Source organism: Myxococcus qinghaiensis (assembly GCF_024198215.1).
Lineage (GTDB): Bacteria > Myxococcota > Myxococcia > Myxococcales > Myxococcaceae > Myxococcus > Myxococcus qinghaiensis.
This window is the reverse complement of the sequence record NZ_JAKCFA010000001.1, coordinates 1-17131: the sequence shown is the minus strand read 5'-3', so window position 1 is coordinate 17131 and position 17131 is coordinate 1. Positions and strand designations below refer to the sequence as shown.

The following is a 17131-nucleotide window of genomic DNA, read 5'->3' as shown; positions in this document are numbered from 1 at the left end:
CCAGACAGGTTTGACCCCCAGGAAAATCCAGACGGCAGCACGGTTCCCCGGCAGGGGCACGGACGTGCCGCCGGCGTCACGAGCGCGTCGGGTGAGGGCCCGGCGCGTCGCGATGATGGAGGTTTTCAGCGGGGAGGTGTGAGGGTGGAGGCGCGGGGCTCCGAGAGTGTCTCCGCGCGGTCGGCATCCTGCTCCAGGGCCACGGCCACCGCGTCCACGGAGGGGAAGCTGCCCCTGGGCAGCACGCCCAGCAGTGAGAGCACCGTGGGCGAAGCCTCATTCTCCCGGGCCACCCAGGTGAGCTCTTCAGCGGTGAGGGGGAACACCGCGCCGAGCAGGGCCTGGTGCAGCGACTGCGCGAGTGGCAGCGGCTGACCGACCCGTGACTCCAACTCCGACACACCCTCGACAAGCCGTTCGCGTGTCATGTCGTCGTTCATTTGGACCAAGTTAAGCAGCGAACCGATGTGGCTGCCGGCCTTTTTTTCGTGCTCGCTCAGCAAGCGAGGGAACGGGCCTTGCCGAGGGGTGACGGGGTGGACGCCTATCGCCGTGCGTCACACCGTTAGCAACGGGACTCCACGCGGGTCTCCAGCTCCAGGAGGGCAGCGCCATGGCGCACCAGGACAAGCCGGACGACGTGCCGCGCAAAGCGGACAGCGACAGTGACTACGAGGAACACATTGAACACGTGGAGGCCACCCGCCCCGAGCCTTGGCCCGGCATGAGGGGACGCTCGGTGGACGAGGAGCGCGACCTGCCCACGGGCACGAGCCGCGAGCAGCAGGCGGGCGTGACGTGCGAGCAGCGGCGTCTGGAAGAGGAGTCGCGCCGCGAGGAGCCGACGCGCAAGTGACACCGTGGCCCGCTCCCATCCGCTCCGGATGACGGAGCACGACGAGGAGCGGGCCACGAGAACGGCCTAGAACAGCAGCCGCGTCGGGTGCTCGAGCAGGCCGCGCAGCTCCCGCAGGAACTCCGCGCCAATGGCCCCGTCGATGATGCGGTGGTCGCACGACAGCGTCGCCGTCATCATCTTGCGGATCACCATCTGCCCGTCCCGCGCCACCACCTTGTCCGCCACCGCGCCCACCGCGAGGATGGAGGCCTGCGGCGGGTTGATGATGGCGACGAACTGGTCGATGCCGTACATGCCCAGGTTGCTCACGGTGATGGAGCCGCCCGTGTACTCCTCGGGCTTGAGGGCCCGCTTGCGAGCGCGCTCCGCCAGCTCACGCACCTCCGTGGAGATGGCCTGGAGTCCCTTCGTGTCCGCGTCGCGGATGACGGGCGTGATGAGCCCCTGCTCCAAGGCCACGGCGATACCCACGTCCACCGAGCCGTGGTGGACCACCTGGTCCCCCTGGAGCGAGACGTTGATCTTCGGGTAGCGGCGCACGGCCATCGCCACGGCCTTCACGATGAGGTCGTTGACGGAGACCTTGAGCTCCATCGCCTTCGCCTCTTCGCGCACCTTCACCGCGGCATCCATCTCCACCTCGAGGGTGAGATAGAAGTGCGGCACGCCGGGCTTCACCTCCGTCATCCGCTGCGCAATGACCTTGCGCATGGAGGACAGCGGCTCGGTGCGGGCCACCGTCGCGGCGGACGGAGCCTTCCGAGTCACGGGCGCCGTGGGAGCGGGGGCCGGAGCCTTCACCCCACGGGCCAGGGCCTCCTCGATGTCGCGCTTCACCACGCGACCCGACGGACCCGAGCCCTGCACCTGGGCGATGTCCAGGCCCTTGTCCTTGGCGATCTTCTTCGCCAGCGGGCTGGCGCGAATGCGTCGCCCCCCGGATGCCACCGGTGCGGACGCGACAGGCGCGGCCTGTGCCGGAGGCTTGGGCGCGGCGGCGGCGGGAGCTGCCTCCACGGGCTTCGGCGCGGCGGCCGGAGCCGGAGCGGCGGCGGCCTTGCCACCCTTCGGCGTGAGGTACGCGATGGGCGAGCCGACGGGGGCCGACTGGTTCTCCCCGACGACGATCTCCGCCAGCGTCCCATCGTCGTAGGCCTCGATTTCGAGGTTGGACTTGTCCGTCTCCAGCTCGGCGAGCGCCTCACCGGAGGAGACCTTGTCCCCTACCTTCTTCAACCACTTGACGATCTTCCCCTCCGTCATCGTCGGGGACAGGCTCGGCAGCTGGATGGCGATGCGGTCTCCGCCTCCGCTCGACGCGGGAGCGGCGGCCGGAGCAGGCGCGACGGCCGGGGCCTTGGGGGCCTCGACCTTCGCGGCGGGAGCAGCGGGCGCGGGCGCGGCGGCCTTGGGCGCCGGAGCACCACTCGCCGCCACCTTCTCGCCCTGCGCGCCGATGTAGGCGATGGGGGCGCCGACGGGCGCCGACTGGTTCTCGTCGACGAGAATCTGAAGAAGGTAGCCGTCGTCGTAGGCCTCGATTTCGAGGTTGGACTTGTCCGTCTCCAGTTCGGCGATGGCCTCACCGGAGGTGACCTTGTCCCCCACCTTCTTCAGCCACTTGACGATCTTCCCCTCCGTCATCGTCGGGGACAGGCTCGGCATCTGAATGGGCGTGGCCATACGGGTCAGGCTCCCTGGCGGTACAGCACCTTCTTCACGGCCGCGATGATCTTGGGCGCGTCCGGCTGGGTCGCGTTCTCCAGGTTCGCCGCATAGGACATGTTCACATCGAGCCCCGTCACGCGCTCCACCGGCGCGTCCAGCTCGTCGAACGCCTTGGACTGGATGATGTCCACCACGGAGGCGCCGATACCCGCCAGCGCCCAGCCCTCCTCGACGATGACGGCGCGGTTCGTCTTGCGCACGCTCGCCAGGATTGCCTCCTCATCCAGGGGCCGCAGCGTGCGCAGGTCCAGGACCTCCACGCTGATGCCCTCCTTCGCCAACTCCTCGGCCGCCTGCATGCAGAAGTAGTACATGCGGCTCCAGGTGATGACGGTGACGTCCGTCCCCTCCCGCTTCACGTCCGCCTTGCCCAGCGGCACGACGTGCTCACCCTCGGGCACCTCGCCCTTGAGCGCGTAGAGCCGCTCGCCCTCGAACATGATGACGGGGTTCTCGTCGCGGATGGCCGACTTGAGCATCCCCTTGGCGTCCGCAGGCGTCGCGGGCGCAATCACCTTCAGGCCCGGGAAGTGCGCGTAGTTGGCCTCCAGCGACTGGCTGTGCTGGCTGGACAACCGGCCACCGGCGCCGCCCGGTCCACGAAAGACGATGGGGCAGCGCAGCTGACCGCCGGACATGTGGCGCAGCTTGGCCGCGTTGTTGACGATCTGGTCCATCGCCAGAATCGCGAAGTTCCAGGTCATCATCTCCACCACGGGACGCAGGCCCACCATGGCCGCGCCCACGCTCATGCCGCCGAAGCCCAGCTCGGAGATGGGCGCGTCGATGATGCGCGCGCTCCCGAACTTGTCCAGCAGCCCCTGCGACACCTTGAAGGCGCCGTTGTAGCGACCCACTTCCTCGCCAATCAGGAAGACGTTGGCGTCGCGCTCCATCTCCTCGGCGAGCGCCTGGTTCAGGGCCTCGCGGTACATCAACTCGGGCATCGTCGGCTCCGACTCGAAATCAAAAAGGTTGGTTGGTCAGGGGGGGCCTTGCGACTCAGTTCGTCAGGCCCGCCTTCTTGTCCGCCGCCTCGGCCTGCGCGCGCGGCTCCAGGTCCCACGTCACCTTCAGCTCCTGGCCGCTCGGGTACGAAGGCCAGTTCTCCACCTTCACGCCCAGCACCCGCTCACGGGGACGCACGTCCGGCTCGCCCGGCTCGACGATGGTGTCGCGCCACAGCTCGTCCAGGCTCGGCTCCGGGGACTCGTCCGCGAACTTCACCGCGGCGTCCACCTGCGCCTTCACCTCTTCTTCGATTCGCTCGAAGTCCGCGTCCGCGCCCAGGCCATTCTTGATGGCGTACTCGCGCAGCTTGGGGATGGGGTCGCCCTTGCGCTCCTCCTCCACCTCCTGCTTGGAGCGGTAGGTCGCCGGGTCCGCCATGGAGTGGCCGCGGAAGCGGTACGTGTTCGCCTCCAGCAGCACGGGGCCCTTGCCCGCGCGGCACCACGCGGCCGCGTCCTTCACGGCCTCGTACATCTTCAGCACGTCCATGCCGTCCACCGGCTCGCCGCGCATGTCGTAGGCGGCGGCGCGCTTGTAGATCTCCGGCACCGCCGAGGTGCGGGAGATGGCCGTGCCCATGCCGTAGCGGTTGTTCTCGCAGATGTAGATGACCGGCAGCTTCCACTTCGACGCCATGTTGAACGTCTCGTGGAGCGCGCCCTGGTTGGCCGCGGCGTCGCCGAAGTAGCAGACCGTCACGCGGTCCTCGTTGCGATAGCGGCTGGCGAAGGCCATGCCGGCCGCCAGCGGAATCTGCCCGCCGACGATGCCGTAGCCCCCGTAGAACTGGTGCTCGATGTCGAAGATGTGCATCGAGCCGCCCTTGCCCTTGCTGTAGCCGGTGCCCCGGCCGAACAGCTCCGCCATCACCATGCCCGCGTCGCTGCCGCGCGCCAGGGGCTGGCCGTGGTCGCGGTACGCGCTGAGCATGTAGTCATCCTTGCGCATGGCCTCGATGGGGCCCACCGCCACCGCTTCCTGGCCAATGTACAGATGGCAGAAGCCGGCGATCTTCCCCAGCGTGTACTGCTGGCCCGCGCGCTCCTCGAAACGGCGGATGAGGTACATCTTCCGGTACATCGTCAACAGCAAGTCTTTCGAGTACGGGCTGGCCACCGCGGGTGCCTCCATGCTGTCCGCCCCTCCTCACCCGGGGCGGTAAACGCCGAGCGCCTCATAGCGCGCGGCAGGGGGACTTCAAAGCCTTTCAAACCCCTCGGGGCCGCTCCTGTCTTCCAGGCGCGGTGCGTCAGGAGCCGAGGGTGAAATGAGGGACGCTGATGATGCCGTCCAACAGCGTCACCGGTCGACCGGAATGATCCGTGGCCAGGTGAATCACGGTGGCCTCGGGGAAGCGCACCCGGTAGTCGTTGGCGTGGGTGGGCTCGTTGTCGAAGGCGGCCACCACGGTGCCCAGCCGACCCAGCCTCGCGTGCGCGTCGCGCTTGAACGCGTCGTCGTCCTCGCGCAGCGTGGGCTTCATCAAGAGCAGCACCCGCGCATCGTCCGGCAGCGCCATGCCGTGGCGCCGCATGCAGGCGACGGAGCCCTCGCGCATGCCCTCGTGGCGCCCTGTGACGTAGACGAGCCTTGCCCCCGTCGCCACCACCGCGTGGGTGAAGGCCGCCGCGCCGTCGATGGCCTCGTCCACCTCGCAGTACTCGCTGGTGAAGAAGCGCTCGCCCCAGAACCTGCGGGCCTCCGGAAAGTGGGCCTGCACCTGGGCCTCCTCCAGGCCACAGGCACGCATCGCGTCACGCATGTCCCAGCCGGAGGTCCAGTGGTCGGGCCCGCAGGCGGCGAGGCTCGGCACGGCCTGGGCCTCGCCGTATTCCCGAAGGATGCGGGCCTGCCGGTGCCGGTTGTCGAGCAGGGTGGAGTCCAGGTCGAACGCCAGCACCGCCCGCTCGCCGAGGGAGCGAGCCCGGGCCAGGATGGCGTTCAGGCTGTCGCGCCAGTCGTCGCGGATGCGCTTCTTGAAGTCTTCGTGGGCCATGGGCGCGGCGAAGACTACCCGCGCCCGCGTCCCAGCGCCGCCGAAACCGCCTGGGTCAGGCGGCCGACTGCCAGGGCATGGGGCCAGTGGGCGCGCCCGGAGTGGTGTCCGCGAAGCGCAGCATGCGCTGGATGCCGTTGCGGTCCAGCACCAGCCGAACCAGCTGCGTGCTCTCCTGGCGCCGGTCCGTCTCCTCCTCCTCCACCGTGAAGCGGAACACCACGTCCACCGGGTAGCGCTTGGCGCCCCGGATGTGCCCCACCGACAGGTCCGCCAGGTCCACGTACTCCAGCGCCAGCTCCGGCTCGTCCATGTCCCGCAGGAAGCGCTCCACGTTGAGCCGCAGGATGTCCGTGACGCCCGACAGGCCCCGGTCCGAGCGCGGCAACAGGCGCGCGTCCAGGACGATGTGCTTGCGGTAGCGGATGACCGTCTCCGTCAGCTCGCCCTGGGACACGGTGAGGAAGTCGTCCTGGTGCCGCAGCGCCAGCACCGAGTCCGGCACCTTGGGCCCGTAGTCCACCCGCTCCTCGCAGGTGCCGATGGTGCGCCCCGTCACCGGGTCCACCAGGTCCGCGGTGCGGTCCGACAGGTGCGTGGCGGCAACCCGGCTCGACAGCCGCCGCAGGCCCTCCTTGATGCGGTCCTTCATCATGTAGCCGACCACGGCGATGAGGAAGAAGTTGAGGCTCACCTGCGTGAAGCGGATCTGCGCCCACAGCGCCACCGCCGTGGCGAACGCCATCGCGATGCCCGCGGCCAGCGCGAACAACACCTCTTCCCACCCCTGCCGCTTCTGCCTGCGGCGCGAGGACAGGAAGAGCACGTTCATGCAGAACTTCTTCAGCATGCCCAGCCGCTGGATGTACTCCTCGTTGTCGCCCGTGGGACTCAAGACGCTGCGCAGCCGGTGCTCCTTGCGGTAGGACTCCTCGCGCAGCACCGCCTCCATCAGCCCCTTGCGCAGCCCCAGCCACGGCTCTCCGCGCGGCAGCGACTTCATGTCCGCCACCGAGCGCCGGAAGCCGTTCTCCACCAGCAGACTGACGTACTCGTCCACCAGCCGCAGCGACGCGCGCGAGCGCTCCTGCAGGCGCAGCTCCCCCACGGAGCGCAGCCACTGACGGAAGCGCGCCATCACCTGCGTCACTCCCGCCTGCATCGCCACGACCTCCGACTCCAGCGTCGCGCACGCGTCGGTGGGCAGCGCCACCGGCCCCTCGCAGCGGGACTCCACCCCCGTGGCGAAGCGGCGCAGCGCCCCGCGCAGCACGCACGACAGGAGCTTGGCCTGGTAGACGACGTCCCGCTCCGAGCCCAGCCCCGTGCGCAGCCACGCCTCCAGCCGCACCAGCGGCGAGGTGTCCGACGAGAGCAGCTCCTCCACCGCCATCACCGGCGTCTTGAAGCGCACGTAGTTGTGGATGTCCGCGTAGAAGTCCGCGCGGGGGTACGTCTCCTGATCGATGTTCAGGCTGCCGGGGAGGAACAGATGCGCCTCCACGAGGTAGCGCGTCTCGTCCACGCCCGAGGGCTGGTACTCGAGCTTGATCTCGAACTGCTTCCGGTCGTGAACCTCGAAGCGGCTATGGAGCGGTGCGGGTGCCTGGGACACACCAGCACTCTACGTTACAACCCTGTCACGGGGGAGTGACGCCCCCGTGACGTCCAGCGGGCCACAGGGGACTCAGCCCCCGGTACCAGTCTTGGGAGCCGCAACTGTCTGGGTGACGGCGGAAGCGCCCGACACGGGGGCCGCCTTGGGCTGGGGTCGGGCGTTCCAGACCCGGGTGGCCAGGAGGAGGCCCGCGAAGGACAGGGGCAGCATGGCCAGGGGCCAGTTGCCCCAGTGGTGGGGATCCTTGGCCACATCCCCCGACGGGAGGATGCGCCCGAGCAGCAGCGACTGGAGCGCCGTGCCCGCATAGACGGCGCCGTCGATGATGCCCACCGCGAGGCCCGCGTTCTTCTTGCCGCCGAAGTCCATGCTGGCCGTGCCGGACAGCATGCCGTGCACGCCGATGACACACAGGGACATGAAGATGACCGTCCACCCCAGCGCGGGGCTGCCCAGCAGGAACAACGTGGCCACCGCGCCCACGCTCATGCCCGCGTAGAGCACCGCGGAGACAGGGCCCCGGCGCGAGTCGAACACGCGGTCGCTGATGACGCCCGCGAACATGCCGCCGGTGATGCCCGCCACGCACAGCAGCATGCCCCAGTTGGCCGCGACGAAACCGTCGGAGATGCCCGTCGCCTTCGCGAACTTGGGGTACCACTGCATGATGGCGTTGCGCATGAAGCCGCTGCAGAACTCCACCATCAGGATGATGATGATGGCGCGGTTGCTCATCATCTTCTTGAAGACGGGCCAGACGCCCAGGCCCGCGTGGGCCTCGCCGCTGGACGCGTCGGCGGTGTCGAAGTCCGGGTGGCCCGTGTGGCTGGGCGTGTCGCGGATGACGAAGAAGTCCACGACGACGAAGGCCGCGAGGATGGCGGCGGGCACGAAGAACACCCAGTACGTGGGCGCCGCCTTGGCGATGAAGCGGCTCCAGTCATAGGCGAAGTACACGCCCAGGGAGATGAGGATGCCGAAGACGCCGCCCAATTGGCCGCGCTCGCGCACGTGGAACCAGGACGCGTTCACCTTGACGATGGAGACCGCGCCGAAGCTCTGGAAGTACATGTTGATGGCGTAGAGGACGGACAGCGTCCCCACGATTCCGCCCGGCGGCTGCCAGCCGTCCGTCAGCACCTTGTAGACGACGATGCCCATCAGCACGTTCGCCACGGACGAGCCCGCGGCGGACATCAGGATGGTCTTCCGCCCGCCGAGCCGGTCCGTCAACGGCCCGTTGAGCAGGAAGGCGCAGCCGTACACGAGCGTGCCCCAGAAGAAGATGGTGCCGAAGTCCGCGTTGGACGTGTGGCCCTTCATCGCGCTGGTGGCTTCGTTGAGGTTGTAGCGCCCCATGTAGAGGAACGCGTACGTCATCCCCAGCGGGAACCAGTTGAAGAAGCGGCGTCGGCGGAACGCGTCCGTGTGGCCCAGCTCCACCTTGGGCAGGCGGGCCAGCACGAGCGAGATGGCCCCCAGCAGGATGAGAATGGGCAACAGGTTGGCCAGCCACGGGGGCAGCGACGACATGCAGCGACCTCGTCAGTGGAGTGCGGAGACGCCGCGCACCCTACCCTGGCGCGCGGCCCGCGAGAAACCCCACTGACGCGGGCTCAGCCCAGTCGGGCGAGCAGCCTCGTCAGCGACACCTCCGTCTTCGCATCCGGGATGTCCCCGCGCCGGCACGCGTCGAGGACCTCGGACAACGGCCTCCAATGCAGGAGCGTCCCCTCTTCTAGAGGCGACCCGTCTCCCTCCGGCTCCTCCTGTTTCACGTCCGTGACGTCCACCGCCGAGGGAAACACCTTCTCGGAGAGGATGCCGGGCGCCAGGAAGAACGAGCCGCCCAGCAGCTGGATGTCCTCGGGGCGCACTGCATAACCCGCCTCTTCGCGCACCTCTTCGGCCGCGCGTCGCCGCAGACCCTCCTCGCCCTTGTCCTCCGGCTCCAGCAGCCCGGCGACAATCTCCTCCACCCTCAAGTAGCCCGCACCGGGATCCGGCACCGTCATCGCGTCGCGCTGATCCTTCCTGAAATACGCCGCGGGCCTGAGGTTCATCCGCGTCAACACCTCGAGTCCCGCCGCACCGCGTCGGTAGACGAGCACCGACACCGCGTCCAGCCGGGGCCTGTCCACCACGTCCACTCGGTAGACGGGCGAGGAAGAGCCGTCCGCGCGCCGGTTGCGGCAGCGCAGTCTCTTCACTCGGAGGAAACCCTCGTCGCAGCGCGCCGTGGCCGAGAAATCCTCGATGATCTCGATGTCAGTCACACTGGAATGGCTCTGCCGCATGTCTGCCTGCTCTCCTGGAGTTCGACCGTCAAGGTGTGCGAGTAGGAATGCCATGGCGGCGTCGCTTGCCCGCCCGTGTCCGATACCGTACCTTGCGCGCGCTTTACTCCCGACGTTCTACCGAAACACGGATTCTTCCTGATGCGTCGCCTCCTGCTCGGCCTTTTCTGTGCCTTGGCCACCGCCTCTTGCATGCCAGTGGTGGAAGGCCAGGACTACCACCTCGAGGGGCAGGAGGTGCGGCTGACGCTCCTTCATACCTCGGACATCCACTCCCGGCTCATCCCGTACGACTTCGCTCCGTTGAAGACGGACCAGGACCTGGGCCTCGTGCCCGAGGCAGGCCCGTTCGGCGGCGCCACCCGCATGGCCGCCGTGCTCAAGCGTGAGCGCGCGAGGGGTGAGCGGGTGATGCACCTGGACTCGGGCGACTGCTTCCAGGGCGCGCCGATCTTCAACATCAACAACGGCGAAGCGGAGTTCCGCTTCCTGTCGCAGGCACGTCTGGATGCCGCGGTGGTGGGCAACCACGAGTTCGACGCGGGCGCGCTGAACTTCACGCAGCAGGCCAAGCAGAACGCCACCTTCCCGCTGCTCGCCGCCAACTACAACTGGAACGACTGGCGGCAGAACGGCAGCAACGAGACGGCGCTGGAGACCTCGCCGTACACCATCCGCAACATCAAGGGCCTGCGGGTGGGCATCGTCGGCATGGCCAACATCTCCTCGCTCAACTCCATCGTCGAGGGTGGCAACAGCCTGCAGGTCACCCCGCTGGAGCAGAACGAGGTCGTCCGCGCCTATGTCGCGCTCTTGCGTCCGGTGACGGACCTCATCGTCCTCGTCAGCCACCTGGGCCTCACCGAGGACCAGGACGTCGTCCAGGGCTACGAGGCCTATTACGAGTATGGCCGCGCCCGCAGCTTCATCCGCCGCCAGGACAACCCCTGGCAGGTGCTGGAGTGGTTCGGTCCCGAGGGCGAGGAGAAGTCGGTCGTCCGCGTGATGATCCCCGGCGTCTCCGGCGTCGACGTCATCATGGGCGGCCACCTGCACGTGGTGCTCAACCCGCCGCAGCTGCTGGCGGACCCGAGCGGTCGCAAGGTGGTGCTCGCGCACTCCGGCGCCTTCTCCAAGTACGTGGGCCGGCTGGAGCTGGTCGTGAAGATGCCGGACGTGCTCGGCTCGGGTGAGGGCGGCGAGGTCGTCAGCCAGGACTACCGCGTGTTCCCCATCGACGGGCTCTGGTGCGACGACGCCATGCGCCGCTACCGCTACGACCCCAACATCTTCTGGGAGGACGGCCAGTTCATCCAGACCCCCGCGGTGCGCGCGGCCATCGACGCCTGCCGCGAGCAGGAGGACCGACAGACGACGCACCTGCTCCAGCCCTACATCGTCGGGATGGACCTGAAGCTGCAGCTCACCAACATCTTCGCGTACGCGCCCACGGACGTGACGCGCCGGAACAACTCCACGGGTGGCGACTCGCCGCTGGGCAACATCGCCGCGGACTCGATGCGCAAGCGTCGCCGCGTGGACGCGCAGATGGCGCTCACCAACTCGCTGGGCATCCGCGACAACCTCTACTCCGGCGTCGTGTCCCAGGAGTCGATGTTCAACGTGTTCCCGTTCGAGAACACCATCAACATCATGTACCTGTCGGGCAAGGAGATGCAGGAGATGTTCGACTTCGTGGCCGAGCGCTCCTCCGAGCGTGGCTGCGTGAGTCAGGCCCAGATCTCCGGCGCCAGCTTCACCATGGACTGCGCCCAGGTGCAGATCAACGACCTGCGCGTCGCGTGTGACATCTCGCTGGCCGGCGCGGACTGCCCCCCGGACAACCGCGAGGGCCACGCGCCCTGGCAGTGCATCCAGGACACGAGCACCTCGGCTACGACGGGCCGCTGCTACGCCCACCCCGGCACGAACATCATCGTGGGTGACGAGCCCCTCAACCCGTTCGGCACCTACCGCGTGGCGGTGAACGACTACATCGCCAAGGGTGGCTCGGGCTTCAACGTGCTCAAGCGCAACACCACGCGCCAGGAGACGGGCATCTCGCTGCGCGACTCGCTCATCGGCTACATGCAGGACTTCTGCACCTGCGACGACATCAACGCGGGCTACGAGACGCGCGGCAACAAGGAAGGCGCCCAGCGCTGCGGCTCCTTCATCAATGGCAGGTGGGTCCTCAACGAGCGCCTGGTGGCCTCGTGCCGGGAGATGCAGGACTACGAAAACGAGCTGTCCACCAAGGTGGGGAGCTGCTCCTGCGACGACCTGCTGCGCAATGGCTACAACCCGTCGAGCTGCGGCGTCGCCACCGTCACCAACCCCGACCAGGCACGCGCGGCCTGCATCGCCGCGAAGCAGGTGGGCTCGTGCACCTGCGGAGAGCTCGCGGCCCGCGGCTACAACCCGACGGGCTGCAACGTCCCCGAAATCGACGATGCAGCAAAGGCCCAGGCCGCCTGCGCGGTCTCCCCGGGCCCGTTCACCGGCCGGTGTGATTGCCGCGAAGTCCTCAGTGGCTCCAACCCCGTGTGCGGAACGGTGACGCAGCAGCTGCGCAACTTCTGCACGAACCCGACGGCGATGCCTATCGCCGACGCCGTGGAAGACGGCCGCATTGGCCGGAGGGTGAAGTAATGAAGAAGCTCATGCTGCTGTCGGCGTTGGCCCTGGCCGGCTGTTACACCGAGGAGTCGCCCCAGCCGAAGGGCCTGGCGTCCTTCGAGGTCACGGTGAAGGGCTTCTACGTCGCGGACTCCAATCCGCGCGCGTCGCTGCCCGTGGTGGCAAGCTGCGTCGCCCAGCACGGTGGCAACCAGGCCGCGGTGCCCATGGAGCTTCGTGGCACCCCGAACTGCCGCCTGGCCATGCCCCGGGGCCCGGTGGATATCGACTTCGACATCCAGGCGGTGGACGTGAAGGGCCAGCCGATGGATTCGTTCAACGGCCCCGTCTCCTTCCGCACCGTCCCGGGCAACCTCACCGGCCCCTATCGCTACCGCTGGGTGCAGCTCACCAACGGCAAGGGGACGGGCACCGTGCGCAGCGCGCAGCTCTACGGTGAAGCCCACGTGTGGGTGGAGGACGAGCCCGTCCAGGTCGACTACGCCGAGGGCCAGGTCGTCGCCGGCGAGCTGCCGGAGGAGCCCGCCGTGCGCAGCTTCTCCACCGGCCTGTCGCGCGCCATGCACTTCGAGGAGCCCACCATCTCCACGGTGCAGGTGCCGCAGAACAGCGACCAGCTCACCGCCTACAACGGCACGTTCATGCGCATTGGCGTCGCGCCCGAGGCGGGCTCGCCGCTCATCCAGAACTGCGAGCCGGACGACCCGAACTACAACCAGCCGGTGACGTTGCTGGTGACGGGCACGGACCCGGGCGGCTTCTTCGTGACGGACCTGACGGCGTGCCGCGTGCGCGAGGGCAGCATCCCTGGCGCCAACACGCAGACGGCGGAGCCCACGGGCTTCTTCCCCGGCCGCTTCAACTCCATCTACATCTACAACTACTCCTTCCCGGAAGGCCTGGACCCTGGCGACCTGCTCTGGTCCATCGCGGGCTCGGTGCAGGAGTTCACCGCGACGACGCAGCTGACGTTCCCCTCGTGGAGCATCCGCGAGAAGGTCCGCCTGCTGCCCCAGTCCGAGTGGAACAAGTACCTGGACCTGGCGCCGCCGACGGAGATCAACGGCCGGCTGTGCGGCTTCAGCGGCTCGCCCTACATCACGGACGTGATGTGCGGCTACAGCTACGGCAACTACAAGATGGAGGGCCTGGAGTCCTCGCTGGTGAAGATCCGCCGCGTGAAGTTCCCCCAGGTCTTCCGCAGCTGCGACGCCAACGGCAACAACACCGTCCCCTTCTTCTGTCCCGACCCGCGCGCCAACGTCTTCGGCGCCTGCGGCACGGATGACCCCAATGACCCGGACGTCCCGGAGCGCGTGTGCAACGTGGACTGCACGCTGGGCCTGGGCCAGTACCGCGGGCAGATCTGCGCGGAGAAGACGACGTACGACAACTTCGGTCAGTTCGTGGTGGAGATGAACCCCATGGGCGCGGCCGAGGCGGGCCTCGACAACTCCGTGAATGGCCGGCTGCATGCGCTCAACGCGCTGCCGCCCGTGTCTCCCGCCACCGAGGCGTGGACGCGCTCCACCAACACCTACCCCACGGGCGCAACGCTGAACATCTGGTGCGACAAGGCCGTGAATGTCCGGTTCGGTGGCGCCAGCGTGCCGGGTGTGCCGAGCAACGTCGCCCTGGCCGCGGCCACGCGCCTGGAGCACACGCTCAACGAGAACCAGTCCTATGTCTGGGTCTCCGTGCAGAACGCGGCGAACGGCTCGGCGGCCTGCAAGGTGAGCCAGCACCCGCGTGCTCGCATCAACCTGGTGACCAAGGATGCCGTGCCGGACCTGGTGGTCAACTGCAGCGAGACGGATGCCGACGCGGACCGCGCCGAGCAGTGCCGCTTCCTGCATGGGGCGACCTTCGACATCGTGGGCCATCTGCGCCACGTCAGCGCGGCTCGGCCTCGCTGGATTGTGCTTCCCCGAGATCAAGACGACCTCTGCTGCTACCCAGGCCCGGGCATGGAGTGCCCGCGTCCCATCGAACCTTGCGTGAATCCGTAGGCTTTTGACGAAACTCGCGCCCCGGGTCACCGGGGTGCAGGGAGGAGCGAACCCAAGCGGGCGCTCCGTGGAGAGGGACATTGAAAACGCTGCAGAAGCTGGCCTTGACCGGCCTTATCTCCCTGAGTGCGCCCGCCTGGGCCAGTGACTTCGTGGACACGCGTCTGTCGTTCGTCTTCGCGGACGACAACGTGCTCGCGGGCTCGGGTGAGACCACTCCCAACAGCCCCAACGCACGGTTTGGCGCGGGCAATCAGAACACCCAGTTCTACGACAACTTCAACACGCGCTTCTCCGGCTTCGAGTCGCTGTCGAACATCGTGCTCTACAAGCGGGCACCGGCGTTCTTCGAGGGACTGACGACGGAGGCGGCCCTGACGCTGCTGGTGCTGGAGCGCCCCAGCGGTCAGGTCGCCATCCAGGACAACTCCAGCTACATCCGGCTCAACTACCAGCCGCCGGGCTGGGGTGAGAAGGAAGGCATCTCGCTGGTCGGCTTCCCGGTGTCCGCGGACCGCTTCCGTCTGGGCTATGCGTACCGCATCTCCTGGGGCGGCAGCGGCGTGTTCACCACCCGCTCGGCCACCAACGGCGTCCCGGGTGCCAAGCTGCAGATCACCCGCGACCGCTGGTACGCGTACGTGGGCGGCAAGACGGCGCTGGTGCAGAACGAGCTCATCCTCGAGGAAGAGACGCTCTACGGCGTGATGGCCGGCGCGGGCGTGGACATCCTGGAGACGCTGCGCGTCGAGGCGGGCGGCGGCTACTTCCAGAAGGGCCTCGTCCCGGGTCTCGCGACGCTGGGTGTGGAGGCGCCGGTGAACGCCGCGGGCGTGTCCGCGCAGGTCGTCTACCACGTGGGTGTGCCCGTCGGCACGAGCGTGGACTTCCGGCTCTACAAGAACGACCCGGAGATCTACGAGCGCTTCTTCGCCCCGGAGAAGTACCCGGGTGGCCTGTCCTACTCCGTGTCGCTGGAAGGCAGCTACCTGTCCCAGACGCTGGAGAAGCCCGACCAGTTCGGCGCGACGGAGCCCCAGGGCGCCACGGCGCTGGCGCTGCAGGCCCGCGCGAAGCTGGGCTTCCTGCGCCTGAGCCTGCTCGGCCTGTACCGCAGCCTCTCGTACATCCAGTTCGACGTGCCGGGCTTCCCTCCGTTCCAGGACTTCCCCGAGGGCACGGAGCTGAACCCGGAGATGTTCCTGGCGTTGGGCGCGGACTACCACCTGCCGGAGCTGCACTTCACGCCGGGCTTCATCTTCGGCATCCAGCGTCCCGCGTCGTTCCGCAGCCCGACGTCGGTGCTGGGTGGCAACAACCCGCCGCCGAACCTGGTGGGGACGCGCACCGTCGTGGTGCGTGATGTGAACCAGCTGAGCATCCTGCCGGAGACGTGCGGTGGCTCGGGCGCGTGCGGCGCGGAGCCCATCTACTCCGCCAAGGCGACGTTCCGCTGGGACTTGTCCGACTCCGTCGCGGCGGTCGGCGAGGTCTACTACACGTACGACACCAACCGGACCACCTTCCGGGATGACATCACCGGCGTGGCGCAGCCCACGTTCGAGAAGCCGCACGCGCTGGGCTTCAACACGCTGCTGCAGGCGCGCTTCTAACCCTCACACGGTTGAGCAGACATCGCGGCCCGGTTCCCTTCCCTGGGGACCGGGCCGTTGCCGTTACAAGGGGTGCGAAGAAGAGGGAGACCCGTTGCTGACCATCAGGCTCACGCGAGTTCGACTGACACCGCGCTCAGCCGATAGAACGCCCCTCCCTCAACAACTTGGATGGAGCCTCGACCGCGCAGCCCATCCAGTTCGGTTTGCACTTCGTCGTGAGTTCGAACACCGACGACGGCCGGATTGTCATCGGAGAATCGATGAAGCCTCCAGGCGTCAAAGCCATCGATCCTCCCATCTGGCATCCAATCAAAATCGACCTGTCGTGCCCCGTCGGATATCCAGCACCCATTCCCATGGAATCGATATTCCAACCCACTGTCGGTAGTACCTGCTCTCGGGATGGTCTTCTCGCGTCGCCCTGAAAGGAGTTCTGAGACGCCAAACGACTCAGTGAGCCGCTGGGAAAGGTGCTGAACCATCTGAAGGTACTGGTGGATCAACTCAATTACCCACGGCCCTCGGTTCATGAGCCCTCAGTAGGGGAGCAACTTTCCCTTGTCGCGCAGCGAATTGAACCGAACATGGGCGGCATCGCCCACGACTTCGTCAATCGTTTTCCACGAACTCGGATGGGCGGGTTCCCGGTCGCCGTCTCGAAGGCGTCACCCGGTTCGAGCCTCTGGGCTTCGGCCCGGTCCCCTCTCTCCGCGGGGGGCCGGACCGTTTTCGTTGGAGCGCTCGCTCCCCTGGGGGCCGTTGAAGACATCCACCCGCTGACGGCGGCGAGGCCCTACTTCGCCCTTGCCCTGGCCTCCTTCACGGCACTGTTCAGGAAACGGAACAGGTCGAACGCAATCCCCTCCGGTCCGAAGGCAGGAACTTCGACGACAAGGCCCGAATGCAGAATCACCGGAAGGGCGAGCGAGAGCGGCTCCTTGGAGGGGAGGTGCACCCGCTCAATCTCCTCGAAGCGTACCTGCGTGCTCTCCGCGCCTGACACCACCGCGAGCCCTTCTTCCGTCAGGACGATGGCGCCATCCCTGACGTGCAGGCGGTTCTCGTAGACACCGAACGCCGTGGCGGCGAGGGGCATCTCCTCACTCCACCAGGATGGCCGTCTGCCATGGGCAAACGCGTAGTAATTGGCCACCCCGACCTGGGTGCCATCGCTTCGTGTTCGCAAACGGAAGTTGCGCCCCGCATGCATTTCTATCGTAGCCACTCTAGTACTACTTGATCAGATGCGGGACGGCCCGAGAGGAGGAGCGCGAGCTCCGAGTCTGCGGAGGCACAGCGGGCAATGGCCGATGCGGCGCAGCAGCAGGTGCTGAAGGCGACGTCGAACCTGGGGCAG

Annotated in this window: 14 protein-coding genes; 4 read left to right on the top strand and 10 right to left on the bottom strand. The window is 67.7% G+C overall.

Features of this window, described 5'->3' with window-relative positions; all coding sequences use genetic code 11:
• Window positions 1-125 precede the first annotated feature (125 nt).
• On the bottom strand, window positions 126-428 hold the full coding sequence (locus LZ199_RS00065) for a DUF2795 domain-containing protein (RefSeq protein WP_253991567.1): 303 nt from the start codon (window positions 426-428) through the stop codon (window positions 126-128).
• A 185-nt stretch (window positions 429-613) separates the two neighbouring features.
• Between LZ199_RS00065 and LZ199_RS00060 the strand changes: the two genes are divergently transcribed.
• Window positions 614-856: a hypothetical protein gene (locus LZ199_RS00060; protein ID WP_253991566.1), complete on the top strand. Its 243-nt coding sequence runs from the start codon at window positions 614-616 to the stop codon at window positions 854-856.
• Between the two features lie 66 nt (window positions 857-922).
• Here the strand turns inward: LZ199_RS00060 and LZ199_RS00055 are convergent, their stop codons facing one another.
• From LZ199_RS00055 to LZ199_RS00025, 7 genes are all read right to left on the bottom strand, one after another.
• A complete protein-coding gene (locus LZ199_RS00055) occupies window positions 923-2542 on the bottom strand; it encodes a pyruvate dehydrogenase complex dihydrolipoamide acetyltransferase (RefSeq protein ID WP_253991565.1) in 1620 nt (539 codons plus the stop codon).
• A 5-nt stretch (window positions 2543-2547) separates the two neighbouring features.
• Entirely contained in the window at window positions 2548-3534 is a 987-nt protein-coding gene (locus LZ199_RS00050) for a pyruvate dehydrogenase complex E1 component subunit beta (RefSeq protein ID WP_163868413.1), read from the bottom strand.
• A gap of 55 nt (window positions 3535-3589) precedes the next feature.
• A complete protein-coding gene (gene pdhA / locus LZ199_RS00045; protein WP_253992049.1) occupies window positions 3590-4714 on the bottom strand; it encodes a pyruvate dehydrogenase (acetyl-transferring) E1 component subunit alpha in 1125 nt (374 codons plus the stop codon).
• 133 nt (window positions 4715-4847) lie between these two features.
• Window positions 4848-5594, bottom strand: coding sequence for an HAD family hydrolase (locus LZ199_RS00040; RefSeq protein WP_253991564.1), 747 nt, complete (start codon window positions 5592-5594; stop codon window positions 4848-4850).
• A gap of 55 nt (window positions 5595-5649) precedes the next feature.
• A complete protein-coding gene (locus tag LZ199_RS00035) occupies window positions 5650-7209 on the bottom strand; it encodes a hypothetical protein (protein WP_253991563.1) in 1560 nt (519 codons plus the stop codon).
• A gap of 72 nt (window positions 7210-7281) precedes the next feature.
• On the bottom strand, window positions 7282-8745 hold the full coding sequence (locus LZ199_RS00030) for an MFS transporter (RefSeq protein ID WP_253991562.1): 1464 nt from the start codon (window positions 8743-8745) through the stop codon (window positions 7282-7284).
• An 83-nt stretch (window positions 8746-8828) separates the two neighbouring features.
• Window positions 8829-9509, bottom strand: coding sequence for an NUDIX hydrolase (locus tag LZ199_RS00025; RefSeq protein WP_253991561.1), 681 nt, complete (start codon window positions 9507-9509; stop codon window positions 8829-8831).
• A gap of 141 nt (window positions 9510-9650) precedes the next feature.
• Between LZ199_RS00025 and LZ199_RS00020 the strand changes: the two genes are divergently transcribed.
• The 3 genes from LZ199_RS00020 (at window position 9651) to LZ199_RS00010 (ending at window position 15771) form a co-directional block, all read left to right on the top strand.
• Window positions 9651-12161: a bifunctional metallophosphatase/5'-nucleotidase gene (locus LZ199_RS00020; RefSeq protein ID WP_407667151.1), complete on the top strand. Its 2511-nt coding sequence runs from the start codon at window positions 9651-9653 to the stop codon at window positions 12159-12161.
• Window positions 12161-14158, top strand: coding sequence for a hypothetical protein (locus LZ199_RS00015; protein ID WP_253991559.1), 1998 nt, complete (start codon window positions 12161-12163; stop codon window positions 14156-14158). The genes LZ199_RS00020 and LZ199_RS00015 overlap by 1 nt, the downstream gene beginning before the upstream one ends.
• Window positions 14159-14238: 80 nt before the next feature.
• Window positions 14239-15771 carry a hypothetical protein gene (locus LZ199_RS00010; protein WP_253991558.1) on the top strand — a complete coding sequence of 511 codons (1533 nt, stop codon included), beginning with the start codon at window positions 14239-14241 and terminating at the stop codon, window positions 15769-15771.
• Window positions 15772-15881: 110 nt separating this feature from the next.
• Here the strand turns inward: LZ199_RS00010 and LZ199_RS46905 are convergent, their stop codons facing one another.
• Window positions 15882-16304 carry a DUF6896 domain-containing protein gene (locus tag LZ199_RS46905; protein ID WP_407667150.1) on the bottom strand — a complete coding sequence of 141 codons (423 nt, stop codon included), beginning with the start codon at window positions 16302-16304 and terminating at the stop codon, window positions 15882-15884.
• 263 nt (window positions 16305-16567) lie between these two features.
• Window positions 16568-16870, bottom strand: coding sequence for a hypothetical protein (locus LZ199_RS00005; protein ID WP_253991557.1), 303 nt, complete (start codon window positions 16868-16870; stop codon window positions 16568-16570).
• Window positions 16871-17131: the final 261 nt, after the last annotated feature.

Bases quoted from the DNA above. Each gene is read 5' to 3' on its own strand.
- LZ199_RS00065 (WP_253991567.1), bottom strand. From the start codon at position 428: ATGACACGCGAACGGCTTGTCGAGGGTGTGTCGGAGTTGGAGTCACGG.
- LZ199_RS00060 (WP_253991566.1), top strand. From the start codon at position 614: ATGGCGCACCAGGACAAGCCGGACGACGTGCCGCGCAAAGCGGACAGC.
- LZ199_RS00055 (WP_253991565.1), bottom strand. From the start codon at position 2,542: ATGGCCACGCCCATTCAGATGCCGAGCCTGTCCCCGACGATGACGGAG.
- LZ199_RS00050 (WP_163868413.1), bottom strand. From the start codon at position 3,534: ATGCCCGAGTTGATGTACCGCGAGGCCCTGAACCAGGCGCTCGCCGAG.
- LZ199_RS00040 (WP_253991564.1), bottom strand. From the start codon at position 5,594: ATGGCCCACGAAGACTTCAAGAAGCGCATCCGCGACGACTGGCGCGAC.
- LZ199_RS00030 (WP_253991562.1), bottom strand. From the start codon at position 8,745: ATGTCGTCGCTGCCCCCGTGGCTGGCCAACCTGTTGCCCATTCTCATC.
- LZ199_RS00025 (WP_253991561.1), bottom strand. From the start codon at position 9,509: ATGCGGCAGAGCCATTCCAGTGTGACTGACATCGAGATCATCGAGGAT.
- LZ199_RS00020 (WP_407667151.1), top strand. From the start codon at position 9,651: ATGCGTCGCCTCCTGCTCGGCCTTTTCTGTGCCTTGGCCACCGCCTCT.
- LZ199_RS00015 (WP_253991559.1), top strand. From the start codon at position 12,161: ATGAAGAAGCTCATGCTGCTGTCGGCGTTGGCCCTGGCCGGCTGTTAC.
- LZ199_RS46905 (WP_407667150.1), bottom strand. From the start codon at position 16,304: ATGAACCGAGGGCCGTGGGTAATTGAGTTGATCCACCAGTACCTTCAG.
- LZ199_RS00005 (WP_253991557.1), bottom strand. From the start codon at position 16,870: ATGCCCCTCGCCGCCACGGCGTTCGGTGTCTACGAGAACCGCCTGCAC.